This is a genomic window from Streptomyces sp. NPDC032745 (assembly GCF_055579465.1).
On sequence record NZ_JBVING010000020.1, the window covers coordinates 113,159 to 135,978 of the forward strand.

Annotated in this window: 18 protein-coding genes; 8 read left to right on the forward strand and 10 right to left on the reverse strand. The window is 73.8% G+C overall.

The features are described 5' to 3' along the window. The first annotated feature begins 33 nt into the window (after window positions 1-33). Window positions 34-4,773, forward strand: coding sequence for a hypothetical protein (locus tag ACZ5WG_RS36720; protein ID WP_468728930.1), 4,740 nt, complete (start codon window positions 34-36; stop codon window positions 4,771-4,773). Between the two features lie 108 nt (window positions 4,774-4,881). Here the strand turns inward: ACZ5WG_RS36720 and ACZ5WG_RS36725 are convergent, their stop codons facing one another. Next, window positions 4,882-5,361 (reverse strand): hypothetical protein, encoded by a 480-nt coding sequence (locus tag ACZ5WG_RS36725; protein WP_468728931.1) that lies wholly within the window; start codon window positions 5,359-5,361, stop codon window positions 4,882-4,884. A 347-nt stretch (window positions 5,362-5,708) separates the two neighbouring features. On the opposite strand from ACZ5WG_RS36725, the gene ACZ5WG_RS36730 reads away from it, so the two are divergent. The 4 genes from ACZ5WG_RS36730 to ACZ5WG_RS36745 are packed head-to-tail and all read left to right on the forward strand — an operon-like array spanning window position 5,709 to window position 10,008. Further along, complete coding sequence (locus tag ACZ5WG_RS36730) at window positions 5,709-8,492, forward strand: sensor histidine kinase (RefSeq protein ID WP_468728933.1); 2,784 nt, start codon at window positions 5,709-5,711, stop codon at window positions 8,490-8,492. Beyond that, entirely contained in the window at window positions 8,489-8,926 is a 438-nt protein-coding gene (locus ACZ5WG_RS36735) for a roadblock/LC7 domain-containing protein (protein WP_030162639.1), read from the forward strand. The genes ACZ5WG_RS36730 and ACZ5WG_RS36735 overlap by 4 nt, the downstream gene beginning before the upstream one ends. A 10-nt stretch (window positions 8,927-8,936) precedes the next feature. After that, on the forward strand, window positions 8,937-9,401 hold the full coding sequence (locus ACZ5WG_RS36740) for a DUF742 domain-containing protein (RefSeq protein WP_468728934.1): 465 nt from the start codon (window positions 8,937-8,939) through the stop codon (window positions 9,399-9,401). Continuing rightward, entirely contained in the window at window positions 9,382-10,008 is a 627-nt protein-coding gene (locus ACZ5WG_RS36745; RefSeq protein ID WP_468728935.1) for a GTP-binding protein, read from the forward strand. The genes ACZ5WG_RS36740 and ACZ5WG_RS36745 overlap by 20 nt, the downstream gene beginning before the upstream one ends. 298 nt (window positions 10,009-10,306) lie before the next feature. On the opposite strand, the gene ACZ5WG_RS36750 is transcribed toward ACZ5WG_RS36745, so the two are convergent. Genes ACZ5WG_RS36750 through ACZ5WG_RS36765 form a run of 4 tightly spaced genes read right to left on the reverse strand, consistent with a single transcriptional unit; the run spans window position 10,307 to window position 13,106 of the window. Further along, window positions 10,307-11,497, reverse strand: coding sequence for a lipid-transfer protein (locus tag ACZ5WG_RS36750; RefSeq protein ID WP_468728937.1), 1,191 nt, complete (start codon window positions 11,495-11,497; stop codon window positions 10,307-10,309). Beyond that, on the reverse strand, window positions 11,494-11,958 hold the full coding sequence (locus ACZ5WG_RS36755) for a Zn-ribbon domain-containing OB-fold protein (protein WP_468728938.1): 465 nt from the start codon (window positions 11,956-11,958) through the stop codon (window positions 11,494-11,496). Before ACZ5WG_RS36755 ends, ACZ5WG_RS36750 begins: the two co-directional genes overlap by 4 nt. Before the next feature lie 41 nt (window positions 11,959-11,999). Next, on the reverse strand, window positions 12,000-12,359 hold the full coding sequence (locus tag ACZ5WG_RS36760; protein ID WP_468728939.1) for an Mpo1-like protein: 360 nt from the start codon (window positions 12,357-12,359) through the stop codon (window positions 12,000-12,002). A gap of 48 nt (window positions 12,360-12,407) precedes the next feature. Then, entirely contained in the window at window positions 12,408-13,106 is a 699-nt protein-coding gene (locus ACZ5WG_RS36765; protein ID WP_468728940.1) for a M15 family metallopeptidase, read from the reverse strand. 23 nt (window positions 13,107-13,129) lie between these two features. Here ACZ5WG_RS36765 and ACZ5WG_RS36770 point away from each other — a divergent pair, with 23 nt between their 5' ends. Further along, the gene (locus ACZ5WG_RS36770) at window positions 13,130-13,642 is read left to right on the forward strand and encodes an NUDIX domain-containing protein (RefSeq protein WP_468728941.1); all 513 of its coding nucleotides are present in this window, start codon (window positions 13,130-13,132) and stop codon (window positions 13,640-13,642) included. A gap of 66 nt (window positions 13,643-13,708) precedes the next feature. Here the strand turns inward: ACZ5WG_RS36770 and ACZ5WG_RS36775 are convergent, their stop codons facing one another. Continuing rightward, complete coding sequence (locus ACZ5WG_RS36775; RefSeq protein WP_468728943.1) at window positions 13,709-14,287, reverse strand: hypothetical protein; 579 nt, start codon at window positions 14,285-14,287, stop codon at window positions 13,709-13,711. A gap of 76 nt (window positions 14,288-14,363) precedes the next feature. Next, a complete protein-coding gene (locus ACZ5WG_RS36780; protein WP_468728944.1) occupies window positions 14,364-16,796 on the reverse strand; it encodes a glycoside hydrolase family 31 protein in 2,433 nt (810 codons plus the stop codon). A 190-nt stretch (window positions 16,797-16,986) separates the two neighbouring features. Between ACZ5WG_RS36780 and ACZ5WG_RS36785 the strand changes: the two genes are divergently transcribed. Further along, a complete protein-coding gene (locus ACZ5WG_RS36785; RefSeq protein WP_468728945.1) occupies window positions 16,987-18,969 on the forward strand; it encodes an acetoacetate--CoA ligase in 1,983 nt (660 codons plus the stop codon). Between the two features lie 64 nt (window positions 18,970-19,033). After that, the gene (locus ACZ5WG_RS36790; RefSeq protein WP_468728946.1) at window positions 19,034-20,002 is read left to right on the forward strand and encodes a hypothetical protein; all 969 of its coding nucleotides are present in this window, start codon (window positions 19,034-19,036) and stop codon (window positions 20,000-20,002) included. A 69-nt stretch (window positions 20,003-20,071) separates the two neighbouring features. On the opposite strand, the gene ptsP is transcribed toward ACZ5WG_RS36790, so the two are convergent. The 3 genes from ptsP to ACZ5WG_RS36805 form a co-directional block, all read right to left on the reverse strand. Next, on the reverse strand, window positions 20,072-21,742 hold the full coding sequence (ptsP, locus tag ACZ5WG_RS36795) for a phosphoenolpyruvate--protein phosphotransferase (protein WP_468728947.1): 1,671 nt from the start codon (window positions 21,740-21,742) through the stop codon (window positions 20,072-20,074). 75 nt (window positions 21,743-21,817) lie between these two features. After that, entirely contained in the window at window positions 21,818-22,267 is a 450-nt protein-coding gene (locus ACZ5WG_RS36800; protein WP_468728948.1) for a PTS sugar transporter subunit IIA, read from the reverse strand. Between the two features lie 335 nt (window positions 22,268-22,602). Then, window positions 22,603-22,820, reverse strand: a 218-nt coding sequence (locus ACZ5WG_RS36805; RefSeq protein ID WP_468728950.1) for a hypothetical protein, incomplete at its 5' end; no start/stop codon positions are given.

Consider the following 22,820-nt stretch of genomic DNA (forward strand, 5'->3'; position numbering starts at 1 on the left):
AGACACACCGAGAAACAACGAGAGTCCGCCGCCATGTACGAGCTGTCCCGGATCCGCCTCTACTCCATCGGGCCCGCCGGTGCGCGCTACGCCGACACCGTGCTCGACCTGCGCGGAGTCGGTGAGCCGGTGCCCCACCCGGCACCCGCCCAGGCGGAGTTCTTCGAGGACGAGCCCACCGGCCCGCCGCGCCGCCCCGCGCCCGCCGGCGTGCTCTTCCTGGAGAACGGCGGCGGCAAGTCCGTCCTGCTCAAGTTGATCTTCTCGGTGATGCTGCCCGGTCACCGCAACACCCTGGGCGGCGCCAGCTCCGGCGTCCTGCGCAAGTTCCTGCTCGCCGACGACTGCGGGCACGTGGCCCTGGAGTGGCAGCACACCCAGACCGGCGAGTGCGTGGTCGTCGGCAAGGTCAGCGAGTGGCGCGGCCGCCAGGTCTCCAACGATCCGCGCAAGTTCGCCGAGGCCTGGTACTCCTTCCGCCCCGGTCCCGGCCTGAGCCTGGACAACCTCCCCGTCGCCGAGGCCACCGCCGTCCGCCCGCCCGTCGAAGGCGCCTCCGGTGCCCAGGGCCGGCGCCGCACGATGAAGGGCTTCCGCGACGCCCTCACCGAGGCCGGCAAGGCGTACCCGCACCTCGAGGTGTACTTCGAGGAGATCCACGACCGCTGGAACGAGCACCTCACCGAACTCGGCCTCGACCCCGAACTCTTCCGCTACCAGCGCGAGATGAACGCCGACGAGGGCGAGGCCGCCGGCCTCTTCGCGGTCAAGAAGGACTCCGACTTCACCGACCTCCTGCTGCGCGCGGTCACCGACACCCGCGACACCGACGGCCTCGCCGACCTGGTCCACGGCTTCGGCAACAAGCTCGGCCGCCGCGCCGAGCTGATGGCCGAACGGGACTTCACCGCCGGCTCGGTGGACCTGCTCACCAAGATCGTCGAGGCCGCCGAGACCCGCTCCCGGCTCCGCGACGTCCACGCGGGCGCCGAGCGCCGTACGCGCACCCTCGCCCGGCGGCTGTCCGCCCGCGCCGCCGAGGAGCGCGGCCGCGCCGCCGACCTCGCCGAGCGGGTCACCGGCGCCGCCCACGGGGTCACCTCCGCCGAGTCCGCTCGCTCCCGCAGCGCCGCCGTCTCCGCCGAACTCGCCTACCGGCACGCTTCGCTGGCGCTGACCGTCGCGGACAAGGCCGCCGCGGCCCAGCGCCGCGAGCTCCTCGAAGCCCGCACCCTGCACTCCGCCTGGCAGGCCGCCGAGATCGTGCTGCGCCACCGCGCCGCGTCCGACCGCTCCGCGCGGGTCGCCGCCGCGATCCTGGAGGCCGAGCGGGACGCCGCCCCGGCGCTGGCCGCCCGCGCCACGGCCGCCGCCGCGCTCGTACGGGCCCTGCACACCGCCGCCGAGGACGGGGAGCGGGTCGCCAACGAGGAGGAGGAGCGGTCCGCCGGCCTCCAGGAGGCGGGCGAGGCCGCCCACCGCGATGCCACCGCCGCCGCCACCGCAGCCCAGCGCGCCCGCAGCGAGGCCGAACACCTGCGGGCCCGGCTCGCCGAGGTCCAGCAGGAGACCGCCGAGGCCGTCCGGGCCGGCTGGCTCGACGACTCGGCGCCCGACGCGGACCCCGCCCGCGCGGCCCTCGCCGCCAGCGACGCCGAGAAGACCGCCGTGGCCGCCTGGGACGAGTCCCGGGAGGCGGCTCGCACCTGCGCCGAAGCCGCCCGCGAGACGGCCGCCGCGGAGTCCCGCGCCGAACTCACGGCCGCGCGGGCCGCGGACGCCGCCGATGCGGCCGAGGCCATGCACGACGCCGAGTACCGGGCGGCGGCCTCCCTCGCCGCCTCCCCCCGCCTGGCGGAGCTCCTGGGCCTCCCGCCGGTCCCGGGAACCTTCCTCCCGCACCCCCGTACGGGCACCCCCGCCGAACCCGGCCCGCCGACCGGCTCGACGGCAGCCACCGGCTCCGGCGCCCCGGCCGGCCACACCGCGGCCGGCCCGGCCACCGGGTCCGGCATCCCGGCCTCCGCCGCGGCGGCCGATGCAGGCGGTGGGCTCACGGTCGCCGACCTCGACCGGAACGCCGACGAGCTGCGCGAGATGCTCACCCGCGGAGTCGGGGTGGCCGAGCGCCAGTTGTTCGAGCTGCGCACCGCCGCCGCCGACGACGCCCGCATCCTCGGCGCGCTCGGTGACGGCGGACTACTGCCGCCCGGCCCGGACGTCCTCGCCACCGTCGAGTACCTCGGCGAACACGGCATCCCGGCCCTGCCCGGCTGGCGCTACCTCGCGCAGTCCGTGGACCCCGCCGACCACGCCGCAGTCCTCGCCGCCCGCCCCGAGCTCGTCGACGGCGTCGTCATCACCGACCCCGACACCCACTCCCGGGCCCGCGAGGTCCTCTCCGGCGCCGCCCTGCTGCCCCGCTCCACCGTCGCAGTCGGTACGGCCGCCGCCCTGCTGGCGCCCGTACCGCCCGCGGCGGAGAGCGACACCGGGGTCTTCCTCGTACCGCCGAACCCGGCCATGCACGACGAGCACGCCGCCGACGAGGAGCGCCAGGCGCTCCGCACCCGCGCCACCGCCCGCGACACCGAGATCCGCGACCTGGCCGCCCGCCTCGCCGGGGACCGCGAGCTCGCTGCCCGCCTCGCCTCCTGGCGCACCGGCTGCCCGCCCGGCCGCCTCGCCGAGCTGGCGCAGCAGGCCGAGGCCGCCCGTGCGTTCGCCGAGGAGGCCGACGCCGAGCTGGCGGAGGCCCGTACGGTACGCGCCGAAGCCGACGAGGCCGCCGCCGACGCCGCCCGCGTCCGCGACGAGCGGCAAGAGACCGCCCAGCGGGCCCGCCGCGCCGCCGACGCCCTCGCAGGGCTCGCCTTCCGCCTGCGCGAGCGCGCCGGCTGGCAGGCCAAGGTCCGCGAACTCGCCGACGAGGCCGCCGAGTCCGAGGCCCGCGCCGACGTCTGCCTGGACCGGGCCCGCGCCGCCGACGAGGACCGCCGCGCAGCCCAGCGCGCCGCCGACGACGCCCGCCGTACCGCCCGCGCGCTGCGCGCCGAGCGTGCCGAGATCGCCGGCGCCCCCGAGTCGCTCCCCGAGGACGACGCCACGCCCAAGGCTCCGCTGCCCGACCTCCGAGAGGCTTACCGAGCCGCCTCCCAGCTGTACGAGAAGGTCGGCGTCGGCGCCGATCTGCGCGCCGAGCAGGCCCGCGCCGAGAGCGACGAGAGCGCCGCCCTCGCCGAGCTCGACCGGCTCACCAACAAGGTCCGCACCCGCGCCGCCCAGCTCCTCGAAGGCACCGACGGCGCCGACGGGCCCTCCCGCCAGGCGGCCGCAGCCCGCGCCGAGTCCCTCGTGCAGATGCTGGAGACCCGCGCGCAGGTCGCCAGCGAGCAGCTCGGCCGGCTCCGCGGCGAGGCCGAACGGCACGCCCCCACCGAGGGCGAGGCGCACACCGACCTGCCCGAGGAGCTGATCCCCGGCGACGTCGAACAGGCCCAGGCCTTCCTGCGCACCGCCACCGCCCAGCTCGCCGCGCTCACCGCGGCCGTGGAGACCGCCCGGGCCGCCCACGCCGACCTGCTGCGCGCCCACCGCACCGCCGAGGACGGCGCCGGAGGCTTCGACGAGACCGCGGCGATGCTGCGGGACCTGCTGCGCGACCACACCCACCAGGACGACGAGCAGGAGCCGGCGGCCCACCCGGGCACGCTGGAGGAGGCCCGGCAGTCCGCCGCCGAGGCACGCCGCTCCCTGCGCGGCTGCGCGGCCGACCTCTCGGCCGCCGAGTCGGCGGTGCGCGAGGCGAGCGACATCCTGGTCCGCCACGCCAACGCCAACCGCTACGAGCAGGTACGCACGCCCGCGCGCCAGCAGATCCGCGAACTGCCCGCCTCCGCCCTGCCCGAGCACGCCGCGGCCTGGGCCGCGGCCTTCGCGCCCCGGCTGCGCGTCCTCACCGACGAGCTGGCCCAGCTGGAGCGCAACCGCGACAGCATCGTCGACCGGCTGCGCGGGCTGGTGGAGTCCGCCCTGGCCACCCTGCGCTCCGCCCAGCGGCTCTCCCAGCTCCCCGAAGGGCTGGGGGAGTGGTCGGGCCAGGAGTTCCTGCGCATCCGCTTCGAGGAGCCGGACCAGGCCACCCTCACGGAGCGCCTCGGCGAGGTCATCGACGAGGCCACCCGCGCGGCCGTGAAGAAGAACAGCAGCGCCTCCTTCGGCGAGGGCCGCCGCGACGGCATGTCCCTGCTGCTGCGCGGAGTCCAGGCGGCCCTGGAACCCAAGGGCATCTCGGTCGAGATCCTCAAGCCGGACGCGGTGCTGCGCGCCGAGCGTGTACCGGTCGGGCAGATGGGCGACGTCTTCTCCGGCGGCCAGCTGCTGACCGCCGCGATCGCGCTCTACTGCACGATGGCGGCGCTGCGCAGCAACGACCGCGGCCGCGACAAGCACCGCCACGCGGGCACGCTGTTCCTCGACAACCCGATCGGGCGCGCGAACGCCACGTACCTGCTGGAACTCCAGCGGGCCGTGTCCGACGCGCTCGGCGTCCAGCTGCTCTACACGACCGGCCTGTTCGACACCACGGCCCTCGCCGAGTTCCCGCTGGTCATCCGGCTGCGCAACGACGCGGACCTGCGGGCGGGCCTGAAGTACATCAGCGTCGAGGAGCACCTGCGCCCGGGCCTGCCCCAGCAGTCCCCGGAGGAGGAGACCATCCACGGCGAGATCACGGCGACCCGCATGTTCCGCCGCTCCACGGTCGGTTCCTGACCGCAGCCCCGGGAGTCCCCGGCGGACCGGCCGTACGCGGACCCGGCCCGCCGGTCCGCGCCCGGGCTCCCACCGCCCCTTCCGAGCGACCGCAGGGCCCCGTACGGGTCAGCCCCGGCCCGAGCTCGCCTGGTAGCGCCTGTCCGCGCCCGGAGGCGGCCAGACAGCAGGCCGGGCGCCCGCGCCCGCGCCGCCCCGCAGCCGTATTCGGTCCGCCTCGGCGCTCGCCTCCCGGCGGGCCCGGCGCCGCTCGCGCCGACGGTCCCGCGCCGTGCTGCTCGGCTCCGACACCACCCCGTACCGCTGGTTCCACATCTGCCGGGTGATCAGCACGTCCAGCACGCCCCAGGTGGCCACGACCGTCCCGGCTATCGCGCCGATCCCCATCGGCAGGGCCAGCCATGAGCCGGTGAGCATGAGGAAGAAAGCGACCGTCGCCCCGGTCAGCGTGACGGCCACGATCAGCACCGCCCGCACCGCCGAGTCCCGCACCGGGTCCGGCAGCCTGCGCCGCCGGGCCGGCTCTTCCTCCCACAGTGACCGCCCCGGCGCGCCCACCGCCGCGCCGGTGTCCTCGTAGATCCTCATCGCACGCTCCCACCCCGACGAATCCCCTCGAACAGGTAGACGTTCGACGTCGCCGGGAGATTCCCGTATCCCGGACTCCTTCCCAGCACCTGCCCATCCCGGAACGAAGAATTCCAGCCATCCATCCGGTTGCGGGAACTCACACCCCACCAAGTGTCATCTGCCACATAACGGGCCGGTCTTGACCGGATGTGTCGGACAACTCGTGATCTATGCCCGGGCGTCCGGCCGAAAACGTCCGGACACGCCTTCGAAGCCGCTCCCCGGCAGTAGTAGGCTCACGCCGTTTAAATGACGGAACACCGACCCCCGACAACGGGGTTGAGCTGGGGGAGGCTGGGGAGGCCATGCGCTTTCGCGGGAAGTCCATCCGCCGGAAGATCGTGGCGTTGCTCCTTGTGCCGCTCATCTCCCTCACCGCCCTCTGGGGCTTCGCGACCGTGATCACCGGCCGCCAGGCCGTCCAGCTCCTCGACGTCGCCTACGTCATCGACAAGGTCGGCTACCCCGTCGAGGACGTCGTCCGCGTCATCCAGAAGGAACGCCGCCAGACCCTCGTCGTCCTCGGCGACCCCCGCGCCTCCACCGCCACCGCCGAACTCGCCAAGCGCCGCGCCGCCACCGACGAGCTCGTCGACCGGATCGGCCGGAACGCCAAGGACCCCGAGGTCGCCGACGAGCTGGCCCCGGCGGCAGCCCAGCGCCTCGACTCCATCCTCGACGCCTTCCGCGGCATCGGCGCACTGCGCCGCTCCGTCGACCAGAACACCCTCGACCCGAGCCAGGCGCTGGAGCTCTACAGCCGGCTCGTCGACCCCTGCTACGAGTTCCTCATGAACCTCCACGCGCTCGAGAACGTGGAGATGGACAAGCAGGGCCGCGCCCTCGTCGGCATCACCCGCGCCCGCGAGACGCTCTCCCGCGAGGACGCGGTCATCGCCGCCGCCCTCGCCGCCCGCAACGTCAGCGCCGCGGACATCCGGCACGTCTCCGATTTCGCCGCCAACCGCACCCTGCTCTACGAGTTCAACCTCGCGATCCTCCCGGCCGACGACCGAGAGCTGTTCGAGCAGTACTGGAGCAACCCCGACACCAAGCCGCTGCGCGACGCCGAGGAGCGGTTCCTGAGCGGCGGCGCCGGCAAGAACCCGCGCATCACCGCCGCCCAGTGGGACGAGGCCGCGAACAAGGTCCTCGACGACCTCGCCACCATGGGCACCGCAGCCGGCGACCGCTACCAGAAGCGCGTCGAACCCGTCGCCATGGACGTCCTGGTCCAGGCGGCCATCGCCGGAGTACTCGGCTTCATCGCCCTCGTCGTCTCCGTCGTCCTCTCCGTGCGCATCGGCCGCGACCTCGTCCGCGACCTGTCCCGGCTCCGCAAGGAGGCCCACGAGGTTTCCGGCGTCCGGCTGCCCGCCGTGATGCGCCGCCTCGCCGCCGGCGAACACGTGGACGTCGAGACCGAGGCCCCGCGCCTGGAGTACGAGAAGGACGAGGTCGGCCAGGTCGGCCAGGCCCTCAACACCCTCCAGCGCGCCGCCGTCGAGGCCGCCGTCAAGCAGGCCGAGCTCCGCCGGGGCGTCTCCGAGGTGTTCGTCAACCTCGCCCGCCGCAACCAGGTCCTGCTGCACCGCCAGCTGACCCTGCTCGACACCATGGAGCGGCGCACCGAGGACGCCGAGGAGCTCGCCGACCTCTTCCGCCTCGACCACATGACCACCCGCATGCGCCGCCACGCAGAGGGCCTCGTGATCCTCTCCGGCGCCGCCCCCTCCCGTCAGTGGCGCAAGCCCGTCCAGCTCATGGACGTCGTACGGGCCGCCGTCGCCGAGGTCGAGGACTACGAGCGCATCGAGGTGCGCAGGCTGCCGCGGCTCGGCATCGCCGGCCCCGCCGTCGCCGACGTCACCCACCTCGTCGCCGAGCTCCTCGAGAACGCCACCGTGTTCTCCCCGCCGCACACCGCCGTCCAGGTGCACGGAGAGCGCGTCGCCAACGGCTTCACCCTCGAGATCCACGACCGCGGCCTCGGCATGAACCCCGAGGCGCTGCTCGACGCGAACCTCCGGCTCGCCGAGACCCCCGAGTTCGAGCTCTCCGACACCGACCGCCTCGGCCTGTTCGTCGTCAGCCGCCTCGCGCAGCGCCACGGCGTCAAGGTCGTCCTCCAGCCCAGCCCGTACGGCGGCACCACCGCAGTGGTGTTCCTTCCGGCGGCCCTGCTGACCGAGGCCCCCGAGACCAACGGCACCGGCCTGCGCCTCGGCGACGGCAAGGGAGGCCGGGCGAACGGCCACGGCCTCGCCCGTACCGCCCCGGCCGCCGTGGAGCGCGCCCCGGCCGGCCGTCCGCTGCCGGCTCCCGAACTGCGCGGCCCCGTCGAACTGGAGGCCCCGCTCGGCGTGCTCGGGCTGGACGGCCTCGACGACCCGGCCGCCCTGGACGAGGTCACCACCGGGGTCACCGGCGTCGGCCGCCCCGCCATGGCCACGCTCGACGACGAGACCCCGCCGAACGGCACCCCGCGCAGCGCCCTGCTGGGGCTCCGCCCGGCCGACCGGCCGCACACCGACCGCAAGGGCGGCCGGGACCGCGACCGGGAGCCGCAAGCCCCCACCGGCCCGGTCCGCCTCGACAGCCACCGCCCCGAGGCGATCCGCAGCGCCCGCCCGGACGGGCCGCGGTCCCCGGGTGCCGTACCGCTCCCGCGCCGCAGGCCCACCCCGACCCTGGTCGCCGAGCACGGCCGCCGCGTCGAGCCCCGCCCGGTGTCCGCGGTCCCGCAGCCCGCGCCGGAGCCGGAGCCGGGCGGCCGCCCCGGCGCGGCCGCGCCCGGTGCCGCCCAGCCCGGCGGCGCCCCCGACAAGGGCGCGGGCGGGCTGCCCAAGCGCGTCCGCCAGGCCAGCCTGGCGCCCCAGCTGAAGAACACCCCGGCCCCCGCACCCGCCGAAGCCGCCGCGGACCCCGTGGTCCACCGCGACGCGGAAGACGTACGTACGCGCATGACCGCGCTCCAGCGGGGCTGGACGGCGGGCCGCCAGCAGCAGGCACAGCAGCAGTCCGGGACCGGCGCAGGCACTTCCGCCGCCACCGGTCCCGGATCCGAGAACGAGGGGAACGGTCGATGACCGCACCGCAGACCGGCAACGACACCCGGGGCCGCGGCTCCGGTCCGCTCAACTGGCTCCTCGACGAGCTCGTCGACCGGGTCGGCAGCATCCGCAAGGCGGTGGTCCTCTCCGGCGACGGCCTGCCCACCGGCAGCTCCAAGGACCTGACCCGCGAGGACAGCGAGCACCTCGCCGCCGTGGCCTCCGGCTTCCACAGCCTGGCCAAGGGCGTCGGCCGCCACTTCGAGTCCGGCAGCGTCCGCCAGACCGTCGTCGAGCTGGACGAGGCCTTCCTCTTCGTCATGGCCGCCGGCGACGGCAGCTGCCTGGCCGTGCTCTCCGACGCCGACTCCGACGTCGGGCAGGTCGCGTACGAGATGACCCTCATGGTCAAGCGGGTAGGCGACCACCTGGCGACCGCTCCCCGCTCCGGGCTGCCAGCCGGAGGGTGAGGCGGACGGTATGAGCGATCCAGGCCGGCACCGCCCGGACCACCGCCCGGACCACCCCGCGGGCGCCCCCGGCACGCCCGGGGCACCGCAGGAGCCCGCCCACCCGCACTGGTTCGACGACGAAGCGGGCCCCGTCGTCCGCCCGTACGCCATGACCCGCGGCCGGACCAGCCACGCCGGCCAGCACCGGCTCGACCTGATCGCGCTCGTCGTCGCCGAACCGGCGGCCGACGATCCGGTCTGGGACATGACCCTGTCCCCCGAACACGCCCACATCCTCGGACTGTGCCGGGAGCGACCGCAGTCGGTCGCCGAGCTCGCGGCCGAACTCGACCTCGCGGTCGGGGTCGTACGGGTCCTGATCGGGGACCTGGCCGACGATGAACTGGTCCATGTGACCCGGCCGGTACCGCCGGCCGAACTGCCCGATGAATCCATTCTGCGTGAGGTGATCGATGGCCTTCGGGCGCTCTAGCCGCACCGGTGCCATGCATGCCGTGTCGCCGGTCGAGCCGCTGACCCTGAAGATCCTGGTCGCGGGCGGCTTCGGGGTGGGCAAGACCACCCTGGTCAGTGCGGTGAGCGAGATCAGACCGCTGCGGACCGAGGAACTGCTGTCCGAGCCGGGTGTCGGCATCGACGACACCGGGGGAGTGGAGGGCAAGTCCACCACCACCGTGGCGATGGACTTCGGGCGCATCACCCTGCGCGAGGACCTCGTCCTGTACCTGTTCGGCACGCCCGGACAGGACCGCTTCTGGTTCCTCTGGGACGAGCTGGCCCAGGGCTCGCTCGGCGCCGTGGTCCTCGCCGACACCCGCCGCCTCGCCGACTGCTTCGCCGCCGTCGACTACTTCGAGCGGCGGGGGATCCCGTTCGTGGTGGCCGTCAACTGCTTCGACGGGGCCGAACGCCATCCGGTGGTGACCGTACGGGAGGCGCTCGACCTCGATCACGAGGTGCCGGTGCTGCTGTGCGACGCGCGGGACCGGGAGTCCGTGAAGGACGTGCTGGTCGGGGTCGTGGAACACGCGATGTCACTGGCGCGGGCCCGGCGCCGGAGCCTGACCGCCGGGAGCTGACCGCCCGGAACCGGTCGCCCGGACCTCCGCCGCCCAGGATCCGGCCGGCGCCGCGCCCCGAGGGCCGCGCGCGCAGGGAGGCGGCCCGTACCCCCGCCGACTGGGGTACGGGCCGCAGCTCTCATGGGGGGACGGAGGGCCCCGGTCGCGGCGTCGTACGCGGCGCGGGACTGTGGAGCGAGTGTGAACCTGCCGCCGGGAACCGTCAAGCGGTCGGACAACAGCCCCTGTTCAGGGTCCGGGCCCGGCCGCCGACGTCACCGCGGCGTAGCCGTCGGCGTCACCTCCGCCTGCTTCGTCACCGCACCGCGACGACGGCCGATCCGTGCCCGAACAGCCCCTGGTTCGCGGTGATCCCCGCCCGGGCCCCCGGTACCTGCCGGTCCCCGGCCGTACCGCGCAACTGCCAGGTCAGCTCGCACACCTGGGCGATGGCCTGCGCCGGCACAGCCTCCCCGAAGGAGGCCAGCCCGCCGCTGGCGTTCACCGGCACCCGCCCGCCGAGCGCCGTCGCGCCCTCCCTCACGAGCTTGGCCCCCTCGCCCTCGGCGCACAGGCCGATGTCCTCGTACCACTCCAGTTCCAGGGCGGTGGAGAGGTCGTACACCTCGGCGAGCGAGAGGTCCCCGGGCCCGAGCCCGGCCTCCTCGTACGCGGCACGGGCGATCGACGCCCGGAACGAGCCCGGCGCCGGCCGTACGGCGGTCACCGAGTCGGTGGCCATGTCCGGGAGGTCGAGGACCGTACGGGGATACGTCGGCGTCACCGTCGACACCGCCCGGATCCGCACCGGATCGGCGACCCCCCGCGAGCGCGCGAAGTCCATGCTGCTCAGCACCAGCGCCGCGCCCCCGTCCGAGGTGGCGCAGATGTCGAGCAGCCGCAGCGGATCGGCGACGACCGCCGACTGCGCGACCTCGTCGGCCGTGACCGGCTTGCGGTAGCGGGCGTGCGGGTTGAGGGCGCCGGCCGCGGCGTTCTTGACCTTCACCTGCGCGAAGTCCTCGAGCGTGTCCCCGTACACGGCCATCCGGCGGCGCGCGTACAGGGCGAAGTACGCCGGGTTCGTGGCGCCGAGCACGCGGAACCGCAGCCAGTCCGGATCGTCCGGCCGGTCCCCGCCGGCGGGGGCGAAGAACCCCTTGGGCGCCGCGTCCGCGCCGACCACCAGGACGACGTCGGCCAGCCCGGCCAGGATCTGCGCCCGCGCCGCCCCGATGGCCTGGGCCCCGGAGGCACAGGCCGCGTACACGCTGGTCACCCGCGCGCCCTGCCAGCCGAGGGCCTGCGCGAAGGTCGCACCGGCCACATAGCCCGGGTAGCCGGAGCGCACGGTGTCGGCGCCGACGATCGACCGGACGTCGGCCCATGCCAGCCCGGCGTCGGCGAGCGCGGTCCGGGCCGCGGCCCGCCCGTACTCGACGAAGCTGCGGCCCCACTTGCCCCAGGGGTGCATCCCGACCCCGAGGACGGCGATGTCGGCGCTCATGCGGTGCCTCCCGTCGGCCGGAACCGCCAGGTGGTCCAGACGGTCCCGGTGTCCGCGTCCTCGTTCAGCACGCCGCCGACCACCTCGACCTCCATCCCGACCGTCAGATCGGCGACGGTGACCCCGGGAACCGCCTGCCCGAGCACGACCATCCCCTCGGCCTCGAGCTCCACCGCGACCAGGGTGTACGGCTCCCAGGGCGCGTCCGGGTCGGACACGTACGGCGCGGGCGGCCGGTACCGCCCGTCGGTGAAGGACCACACCCGCCCGCGGGGGGAGAGCGGCACCTCGGCGAGCTCGCCGCCGCCGGGGCATTGCGGATTGCGGCAGTACGCGTCCTCGCGCGGGAAGAACACCGCGGTACAGGCCGAACACCGGGTGCCGAGCAGCCGGAAGCCGCCGCCGTCCGGACCGTCCTCGGTGAACCACCCGCTCACGACGGGGGTGCGTGCGCGTCCCAAGGGAACCCCTCCCTAGCCAGTCACAGCGATCTGACGGATCGTCAGGAGTCTGTCACGGGCGGGCGGCCCTGGCACGGGTTCTCGGCAAGCCACTTCTGCGCGATCTCGGCCAGCTCCGCGTCCCGCCCGGCCAGCATCATCCGGATCATCTGAGCGTCCCCGCGCAGCGACCACGCCGGATGCCCGAAGGTGGCCGGGTTGTTCTTCTCGATCAGGAAGTGCGCGGGCCAGGCGGTCCCGTACCCGATGAGGGGGAGCGCGGCGAGATAGCGCTTGCGGCCGCGCGCCAGGCCGTACGCGGCGAGGGCGAGCCCGGTGAGGGTGCCGGTGAGGTGGACCCAGCGGGTGGCGGCGCGGGAGTGCATGGCGACGTAGTAGGGCCAGAACTCCTCTGGGGGCACCTCCCAGCGGTAGCTGGGGGAGAAGGGAAAGTCATGCGGGCACGGTACTCAGGGCCGGACCGAGGCGACAGAGACCGGGAAGTCGAAGGAGGAATCGGGAAAGGCCTCGGGCTTGAACGTGAAATGCCACCACTCCTCGGGCAGATTCACGAAGCCGTGCGCGGCGAGCGTCCGCCCCAGCAGCTTCCGGTTGGCACGGGCGGCGCCCGTGATCCCGGGATTGTCGGTGTGCGAGAGCGGATCGAAGCGGTCGAACGGGGTCCCCATGTCGACGGGCCGCCGCAGCGGCAGCCGCACCAGCGTCACATCGACGGTACTCCCGCGGCTGTGCCCGGACTTCTCGGCGATGTACCCGTCGGGAATCAGCCGCTCCTTGTCCACCTCCGGATAGAACTCCGCCTTCGTGGACTGGTCCTGCGGATCCGCCGCCCACCGTACGAAGCTGTCCACCGCGCGCTGCGGCCGGTAGCAGTCGTAGACCGTCAGCGAGTACCCGCGCGGCAACAGCTCCTGCTGGGCGCGGTGCAACGCCTCGGCGGCGGGACGGGCGAGCAGGCAGACGGGCTCTTCGTACCCGTCCACCACCGCGCCGGTGAAATTGTCCGCGGTGGCGTACCTGATGTCCTGGCCGATGGTGGGATCGACCTCGGCCAGCGCCACGAACCCGGGCGGCGCAGAGCCCCCGCTGCCGCCACCGGCGAGCATTGCCGCACAGCCCATCACTCCCGCAACTGCAGTCATCCTCATACCCCTTGGCATATCATCACGGCATGCAGGTACAGCCGAGGGACTCGCACTGCTCCACCTGCGGTTCGCTGTTCGACACGACCGCCTGGCCCCGTACGTGCGCCTCGTGCGGCGCCGTCACGTACCGCAACCCGCTCCCGGTGGCCGTCACGCTGCTCCCGGTCGAGGACGAGGCGGGTACCGGCCTCGTGGTGATCACCCGCACCATCGAGCCGGCCCTCGGAGGCATCGCCCTGCCGGGCGGCTTCATGGACTTCGGCGAGGACTGGCGCGACGCGGTCGTCCGCGAACTGCGCGAGGAGACGGGCATCCGCGCTCCGGCCTCGGACGTCGTCCTGGCCGACGCGATGAGCTCCCCGGCGGGCCACCTGCTGCTCTTCGGACTCCTGCCCCTGCGGCCGACGGCATCCCTGCCCTCGTCGGCCCCGACGGACGAGACCACGGGCTGGCACGTCCTGCGCACCCCGACACAGCTGGCGTTCCCGCTGCACACGCAGGCTGCGGCGGCCTGGTTCGCGGGACGCTACGGCGTTTGACGGCGTTTGACGGCGGGGTAGGGGTACGGGCCGGGCTCGGCGGGATGCCGGCCCGGCGCCCGCCGCTCACAGCCCCAGGTCCATCACGAAGCCCGCCATCGTCACCACTGCGAAAGCTGCCGCCGTCACCGTCAGACCCCGCGCCCACAGCGCCTTCAACGGCACCGGCCGGGCCCGGAAGCACGCCCCCGCCACCATCGGGAGTACCGCGCTCGCCACCGTGCCCGCCCAGACCGCCCCGAATCCGGGAACCGAGGCGACGTGGTCGCGCAGCCACCCGTGGGCCAGCAGGGCCGGCGGCGCCGAGACCGGCACCAGCAGGACCAGGATCGCGACCGGTTCAGGCCATGCCGTCAGACGGGCGGTCAGGCGCCCCAGGAGCGCCACGGGTTTGACGAGCAGCAGCCCGTGCAGGAATCCCACCGCCACCGCTGCGACCGACCCGACCCCGGACATCACCAGGAAGCCGACCGGGGACGCCTCCTGCGTCGCGACGAGCAGCCCCCACGCCAGGAGCAGCTGGCAGGCGCCCACGACCTCCGCTCCCGGAACGATGTCCCACCGGCGCGGTCGGCGCAGCACCCGCAGCCCGGGCGCGTAGGCCCGCGCAGGCCTCGTCGGGTTGGCCGGGCTCGCCAAGACCATCACAAACCCCCTGAACGAACGACTCCGACGGCAGCAAAGTCGGTCGCCGCCGCACAGGGCAGGATCCCCCGGCGGCCTAGAGGGGACCTGCATCCGCGCTGGAACGCGCCCCGGAGGCGGCCCCGGATCCCGCCCCGGCCGGCCCCTCGCGGTCGAGTCCCCGTACCTCCACCCCCTCCACGGGCTCACCGGCCTCGTTCTCCACCACCACCGCGTCCCCCAGCCACCGCACCGTGTACCGCTCGACCTCGCCCGGCTCGAAGCCCGGCCCCGGGTCCCGGATCACCACCCCGCCGCCCGTGCGCCCCCGTGCCGGAGCCCAGGCCTCCAGGGCCACCCCGCCCGCACCGGGCCGGCGGACCGGCAGCACCGCCCCCGCCCGGGCCAGTACCGGGATCCGCCCCGGCGGGGCGTCCAGCAGGATCTGCCCGGGGCCCTCGTACGCCGTCCCGGTCGCGGTGTCGTACCACCGGCCACGGGGCAGCCGGACCGCCCGCCGGTCCGCCCCGCACTCCAGCACCGGCGCCACCAGCAGCGCGTCGCCGAGCAGGAACGCGTCCTCGCAGTCCCGCAACGCCCGGTCCTCCGGCGCCCCCCACCACAGCGGCCGTACGTACGGGGCCCCCGTCCGCCGCGCCAGCTGGGCCAGCGTCAGGAAGTACGGCCGCAACCGCTCCCGCTCCGCCAAGACGGCCCGCGCCTGCTCCTCCGCCTCCGCCCCGAACTCCCACGGCTCGCGCCGTCCGGCCCAGATCGCCGAGTGGGTCCGGAACAGCGGCAGGTACGACCCCAGCTGGAGCCAGCGCAGATACAGCTCCGGGGAGGGCGAGCCCCCGAAACCGCCGACGTCCGGGCCCGAGTACGGCACCCCGCACAGGCCGAGCCCCAGCACCAGCGCGAGCGAGGCCCGCAGCCCCTCCCAGCCGGTCTCCACGTCCCCGGACCACGTGCCCCCGTACCTCTGCATCCCCGCCCACCCCGACCGGGAGAACAGGAACGGCCGCTCGTCCGGCCGCAGCCGCACCAGCCCCTCCCAGCCCGCCCGCGCCATCCCGAGCGCGTACACGTTGTGCGCGGCCCGGTGGTCCCCGCCGGCGCCGTCCATCGCGTGCCGCGCCGAACGGGGCAGCGTCATGTCCCCGAACGGCGCAAAGGACACCGGTTCGTTCATGTCGTGCCACACCCCGGAGAAGCCCTGCTCCAGCCGCTCCGCGTACAGCCCGCCCCACCACGAGCGCACCGCCGGATCCGTGAAGTCCGGGTACGCGCACTCACCGGGCCAGACCTCGCCCCGCACCTCCTGCCCCTGTGCGTCCCGTACGAAGGCCCCGCCCGCCCCCACCGCGCGGCCCGACGTGTGGACGGCGTCGCCCGCCTTCACCGCCGGGTCGACGATCGAGACGAGCCGTACGCCCTGCTCCGCCAGCTCCCGCGCCAGCCCCGGCAGATCGGGGAACCGCTCCTCGTCGACCGTGAAGACACGGTGCTCGTCGTAGTGGTCGATGTCCAGGTGCACGGCCGACAGCGGGAGGCCGCGCGCGGTGTAGCCCGACACCACCCGCCGCACCTCCTGCGCGCTGCCGAACCCCCACCGCGCGTGCTGGTACCCGAGCGCCCATTCGGGCGGTACGGCGGCCCCGCCGGTCAGCCCCGACCAGCCCTGCAGCACCCGGGCCGGCGTCCCCACCAGCACCCAGCACCGCAGCGGCCCGCCCTCCATGCGCAACTCGCTCGACCCCGGCCGGTCCGCGCCCGAGCCGGCACCCTCCTCGCCCTCGCGCAGCGCCACCCGGCCGTCCCAGGAGTTGTCGTGGAACACCAGATGGGTTCCCGCATCGGCGACCACCACCTGCACCGGCATGGTGATGTACAGCGGATCGTCGCCGGGCCCGAAGCCGCCCTTGGGGTCCGTGTTCCACAGCCGGTACACCCCGTCCCGCAGCCGGGGCCCGCCGGCCCGCCCGCCCAGCCCGAAGAACCGGGCATCCGGCGGCACCTCGGCCCGCTGCAGCCACCGCGACTCGAGGGGCTCCCCGGCGACCGGCTCCGCCGGCTCCCACCAGCGCGGCGGCAGCTCCCGGCGCAGCACCGTCCCGCCCGGCGTGCGCACCTCGACCGCCCCGTGCCGGGACACCGCCACCGTGACCCGCTCCGACACCACCCGCCAGCCGCCGCCGGTGTCCGGTTCCAGCACGGCCCGCGGGTCGGGCTCCGGCCCGCCGCCGACCAGCGCGTACGAGGGCGTCGGCCCGGCCCCGTCCCAGCCCCAGAACACCGCGCCGCCCGCCGTGACCCGTACGAGCAGCTCCGACCGGGCGAACCTCAGCACCCCGCCGCCCGGCCGCGGTTCCGTGCCGGTCAGCAGACCCGGCACGCGGGCCCGCTCCGCGCCCCGGCGCGGGAGCCCCACCGCGTCCGCGCGCCGGTGGCGCAACGCCGAGCGCCACGCGCGCCGCCCGCGCTCCGTACCGATCTCTTTCACCGCACGCACCAGATCGCGACCGTTCATGCTGCTCACCCTGCCACCGGCCGCCGGGCGAGCGGGCTGCGTTCAACTTCCGTTCACTCGTCCATGACGCCTCTGGTGCGGAGCTAGATCGCATGGCATGGTCCCTGTGAGCCGCCGCGCGCACACCCACCGCGCGATGGCACCGTACGCACACCACGCGCGAGCCGCAGACTTGACCGGGAGCCGACCCATGACCTCAGCCACCCAGCCGGAACCCCTCTGGTCCCCGGGCCCCGACCGCATCGCCGCGGCCCGCATCACCGCGTTCCAGGCCTGGGCCGCGGAGCGGTTCGGAGCCCCCGCGGACGGCGGCTACCCCGCGCTGCACAGCTGGTCCGTCGACGAGCTCGACACCTTCTGGCAGGCGGTCGCCGAGTGGTTCGAGGTCCGCTTCACCACCCCGTACGAATCCGTCCTCGCGGACCGCTCCATGCCGGGCGCGCGCTGGTTCACCGGTGCCGAGCTCAACTACGCCGAGCACGCCCTGCGCGCCGCCGAGGACCCGGCGCGCGCCGACGACGCCGCCCTCCTGTACGTGGACGAGACCCACGAAGCCACCCCCGTGACCTGGGCCGAGCTCCGCCGCCAGGTCGGCGCACTCGCCGCCGAGCTGCGCGCCCTCGGCGTACGCCCCGGCGACCGGGTGAGCGGCTACCTCCCCAACATCCCCGAGGCCGTCACCGCGCTGCTGGCCACCGCCGCCGTCGGCGCCGTGTGGACCTCCTGCGCCCCCGACTTCGGCGCCCGCAGCGTCCTCGACCGCTTCCAGCAGGTCGAGCCGGTGGTCCTGTTCGCCGTCGACGGCTACCGCTACGGCGGCAAGGAACACGACCGCCGCGACACCGTCGCCGAACTGCGCGCCGAGCTCCCCTCGCTGCGCGCGGTCGTCCACATCCCGCTGCTCGGTACGGCCGCCCCCGAGGGCGCCCTCGCCTGGTCGGACCTGACCTCGGCCACGGTCGAGCCGGTCTTCGAGGCCGTCCCCTTCGACCACCCGCTCTGGGTGCTGTACTCCTCCGGTACGACCGGCCTGCCCAAGGCGATCGTGCAGTCCCAGGGCGGCATCCTCCTGGAGCACCTGAAGCAGCTCGGCCTGCACTGCGACCTCGGCCCCGAGGACCGGTTCTTCTGGTACACCTCCACGGGCTGGATGATGTGGAACTTCCTCGTCTCCGGCCTGCTGACCGGTACGACGGTCGTCCTGTACGACGGCAGCCCGGGCTACCCCGACACCGGGGCCCAGTGGCGGATCGCGGAGCGGACCAAGGCCACCCTGTACGGGACCTCCGCCGCGTACGTCATGGCCTGCCGCAAGGCGGACGTGCACCCCGCGCGCGATTTCGACCTCTCCGCCGTGAAGTGCGTGGCGACCACGGGCTCGCCGCTGCCGCCCGACGGCTTCCGCTGGCTCCACGACGAGGTGGCGGAAGACCTCTGGATCGCCTCCGTCAGCGGCGGCACCGACGTCTGCAGCTGTTTCGCCGGCGCCGTCCCCACCCTCCCCGTCCACATCGGCGAACTGCAGGCCGCCTGCCTGGGCACCGACCTGCAGTCCTGGGACCCGTCGGGCAAGCCGCTGACCGGGGAGGTCGGCGAGCTGGTCGTCACCAACCCCATGCCCTCCATGCCGATCCACTTCTGGAACGACCCGGACGGCAGCCGCTACCGCGACAGCTACTTCGAGATGTTCCCGGGCGTCTGGCGCCACGGGGACTGGATCACGATCACCGACCACGGCTCGGTGATCATCCACGGCCGCTCCGACTCCACCCTCAACCGGCAGGGCGTCCGGATGGGCTCCGCCGACATCTACGAGGCCGTCGAACGGCTCCCCGAGATCAAGGAGTCCCTCGTGATCGGCCTGGAGGAGCCGAACGGGGGCTACTGGATGCCGCTGTTCGTCCACCTCGCACCCGGCGCCACCCTCGACGACGACCTCCGCGGCCGCATCAAGGCGACGATCCGCGAGGAGCTCTCCCCGCGCCACGTCCCCGACGAGATCATCGAGGTCCCGGGCATCCCGCACACCCTTACGGGCAAGCGCATCGAGGTCCCGGTCAAGCGCCTCCTCCAGGGGACGCCCATGGCGAAGGCGGTCAACCCCGGCTCGGTCGACCAGCTGGACCTGCTGCCCTTCTACGAGGAGCTGGGCCGCACCCGTACCCGCGGCTGAGGTCACTGTCAGTGGCCACGGTTACTGTGAGTGAGCAATCGAATGTGCCACTCAGGGGGAAGCCATGCCACGGACGCGCCACCACAACGGCCGCACCACCAGCGACACGACCAGCGACCCGAGCGGTCCCACCACCGGTCGTACGGCCGGCCGCACCACCCGGCGCCGCATGCTGCGCCGCGAAGTCCCCAGCACCGTCGGCCTCCTGGCCGACGCCGGGGACTTCGCGGCCATGCGCGGCTACCGCAGCTTCACGTTCGACCGGCACGACGACTACAGCGACTACCTCCGCCACGTCGAGGGCCTGCTCCGGTCCCTCGCGGCCCAAGGCATCCACACGACCGTCGCCCTCTTCGACCCCGACGAGTACGCCCAGTTCTGCACGGAACACGGCATCGACCCGGACACCGCCGCAGCCCGCACCCGCTTCACCGCCGAACTGGCCGGCGCCGGCGCCGTACTGCCCTACACCGGCCAGCCCATCGACGAACTCGTCCCGCTCCTCGTCGACGAGGCCGTCCGCCAGGCCACCTGGGAGTACGCCACCTCCCTGCTCGCCGACGTCGGAAACTGCGCCGACTGCGGCGAGGACATCGGCCAGGCCTCCTTTACCCGAGCCGCCGAGACGCTCACCCGCCTCGTCGACGGCGCCGGACCCGGCCACCACCACCTCGTGTGCAGCGTCCCGACCCAGGACGAACAGCTCCTCGCCGTCCTGCACGCCGAAGTCACCGAGAACCCGGACGGCCCACCGCGCATCGAGGGCCGCGAAAGCCTCGACTTCGTGACGGTGCTCGCCGCCGGCCTCGCCCTCGGCGGCCCAGGTGGACTGGTGCTGCGCAGCACCACCGAGGGCTTCCGCGACCGGGTGCACGGCTGGCGCCTCGACCGCGGGCGCCTGGTTCCGCTCTCCGCGGCAGCGGTGTTCAACGCCTACTGCACCGACGCCGACACCGGGGACCCCGTGGCCCCCGAGCCCGGCGTCGAATACTGCCCCGGCTACGAGGTGGACGGTCCCACCCCGCACCACTGAGCGGCCTCAAGACGACCGAGGGGCCCCCGCCACCGGCGAAGGCCCCTCGATCGACAACACCCGGCCCGGCTACTCGCCGGACAGCACCGCCTGAGCGGCCACGCGGGCCTCCTCGGCGCTGTCCGCCGCGCGCGCCGCGGCAGCGGCACGCTCGCACTGGGCCAGCGTGTGCTTGGCGAGCGTCGCCCGCACGTAGGGAATCGAAGCGGCACCCATCGAGAGAGAGGTGACACCCAAACCCGTCAGCACACAGGCCAGCAGCGGGTCGGAAGCGGCCTCACCACAGACACCGCAGCTCTTGCCCTCCGCCCTGGCGGCCTCGGCCGACATGGCGATCAGGTCGAGCAGCGCCGGCTGCCACGGGTCCTGGAGCCGTGACACCGCACCGACCTGACGGTCGGCGGCGAAGGCGTACTGCGCCAGGTCGTTGGTGCCGAGCGAAAGGAACTCGACCTCCTGGAGGATCGAGCGTGCCCGGAGCGCGGCGGAGGGGATCTCCACCATCGCACCGAACTTCGCCTTCAGCCCGGCCTCGCGGCACGCGTCAGCGAACGCCTTCGCGTCGATCCGGTCGGCCACCATCGGGGCCATGACCTCGAGGTAGACCGGCAGGCCCTCGGCCGCCTTGGCCAGCGCGGTGAGCTGCGTGCGCAGCACGTCCGGGTGGTCCAGCAGCGACCGCAGACCGCGCACGCCGAGCGCCGGGTTCGGCTCGTCGGCCGGCGTCAGGAACTCCAGCGGCTTGTCGGCACCGGCGTCCAGGACGCGTACGACGACACGACCCTCGGGGAAGGCCTCGAGCACCTTGCGGTACGACTCGATCTGCTTCTCCTCGGACGGCGCCTTCTTGCTGTCGTCCAGGAACAGGAACTCGGTACGGAACAGGCCCACACCCTCGGCCCCGGCCTCCACGGCCGCCGGCACGTCCGCCGGACCGCCGACGTTGGCCAGCAGCGGCACCTTGTGACCGTCGGAGGTCGCACCCGGACCGGACGAGGCCGCGAGAGCGGCCTTGCGCTCGGCGGCCGCGGCCTCCAGCTCGGCCCGCTTCTCGGCGGTGGGCTCGACGAACAGGTCACCGGTGCTGCCGTCGACGGCGATGACCGTACCCTCGGCGATCTCCCCGGCACCCGGCAGCGCCACGATCGCCGGCACGCCCAGCGCCCGCGCGAGGATCGCGCTGTGGCTGGTCGGGCCGCCTTCCTCGGTCACGAAGCCGAGGACGAGCGCCGGGTCGAGCAGAGCGGTGTCAGCGGGGGCCAGGTCCCGCGCGATCAGCACGTACGGCTCGTCGCTGTCCGGCACACCCGGCATCGGCACGCCGAGCAGCCGCGCCACGATCCGGTTCCGCACGTCGTCCAGGTCGGCCACCCGGCCGGCCATGTACTCCCCGGCCCCCGCGAGCAGGTCGCGGTACGAGGCGAACGCGTCGTACACCCCGCGCTCGGCGGTGCTGCCGACGGCGATGCGCCGGTCCACGTCCGCCATCAGCTCGGGATCCGTGGCGATCATCGCCTGGGCCTCGAGTACGTGCTGAGCCTCGCCGCCGGCCAGCTGGCCGCGCGCGATCAGGTCGGCGGATACAGCCTCCACGGCCTTACGGGCGCGCCCCTGTTCGCGCTCCGCCTCGTCCGCGGTGATCTGCCTGGCCGGCGGCTCGAGAACCGCCGTGCCCATGTGCCGCACCTCGCCGATCGCCACCCCGTGGCTCACGCCGACGCCTCGCAGCGTTGTCTCCATTTCACCCGTCTCCGATTGAGCGGCGGGCCCAGCCGCCGCGGTGGATGTCCGACTCGCCTGTGCAGGCGGACGAGGTCACTGCCAGCTGAACAGGGCGTCGTCGGCCTTCACGTCTCCGGACTCGACGACGGCGGACAGGGAGTCCGGGGTCGCCTCCAGCGCCACGACGGGGCAGATCGGCGACTTGCCGGCTTCCTCGACGGCCTGCGGGTTCCAGCGGATGACGGCCTGACCGCGGGTCACGGTGTCGCCCTTGTTGACGAGGAGCTCGAAGCCCTCGCCGTTGAGCTGAACGGTGTCGATCCCGAGGTGGGTGAGTACGCCGTGTCCTTCGCCGTCGACGACGACGTACGCGTGCGGGTGCAGGGAGACGATCACACCGTCGACGGGGGACACCGCCTCCGAGGGCTCACGCACGGGGTCAATGGCGGTGCCCGGACCCACCATTGCGCCGGAGAACACCGGATCGGGCACTGCCGCGAGTCCGATGGCGCGCCCGGCGAGTGGGGACGTCACGCTGGTCATGGGGGGCCTCCCAGGGGTGGGGCTTCATCGTGTCGCCGTCACAGCCTGTGCTGTGACGACATACTTTTTGAAGGGTATGTCATGACACGTCCCGGTTTGCATGGAGTGCACCCCCTGCCGGAGGCCACGACACGCTGCCGCGACGACGTAGTGGACTAGACCATACGCCTGAATCGATTTGCTTGGGCACCACGGGCCCTGTACTGTCGTGACTCCCGCCAGGACGTGCCGCGTGAACATCTCGCGAACAGCCGATGGACGGGACTCCTCCTCTTCAGTGCCGATCTTGATCCTTGCTTCCTCTCGTATGCCTTTTCGGTAAATCGGGTGAGTGGTCAGGGAGCTGGAAAAGCCCTGATAGAGTCGGAATCGCCGGAAAGGGAAAACGCGAAAGCGAAGACCCTGGAAAGCAAGCGAGACTGACTCTGATAGAGTCGGAAACGCAAGAATGAAGAACAGAAGCCCGGAGGAAAGCCCGAGAGGGTGAGTACAAAGGAAGCGTCCGTTCCTTGAGAACTCAACAGCGTGCCAAAAATCAACGCCAGAAGTTGAT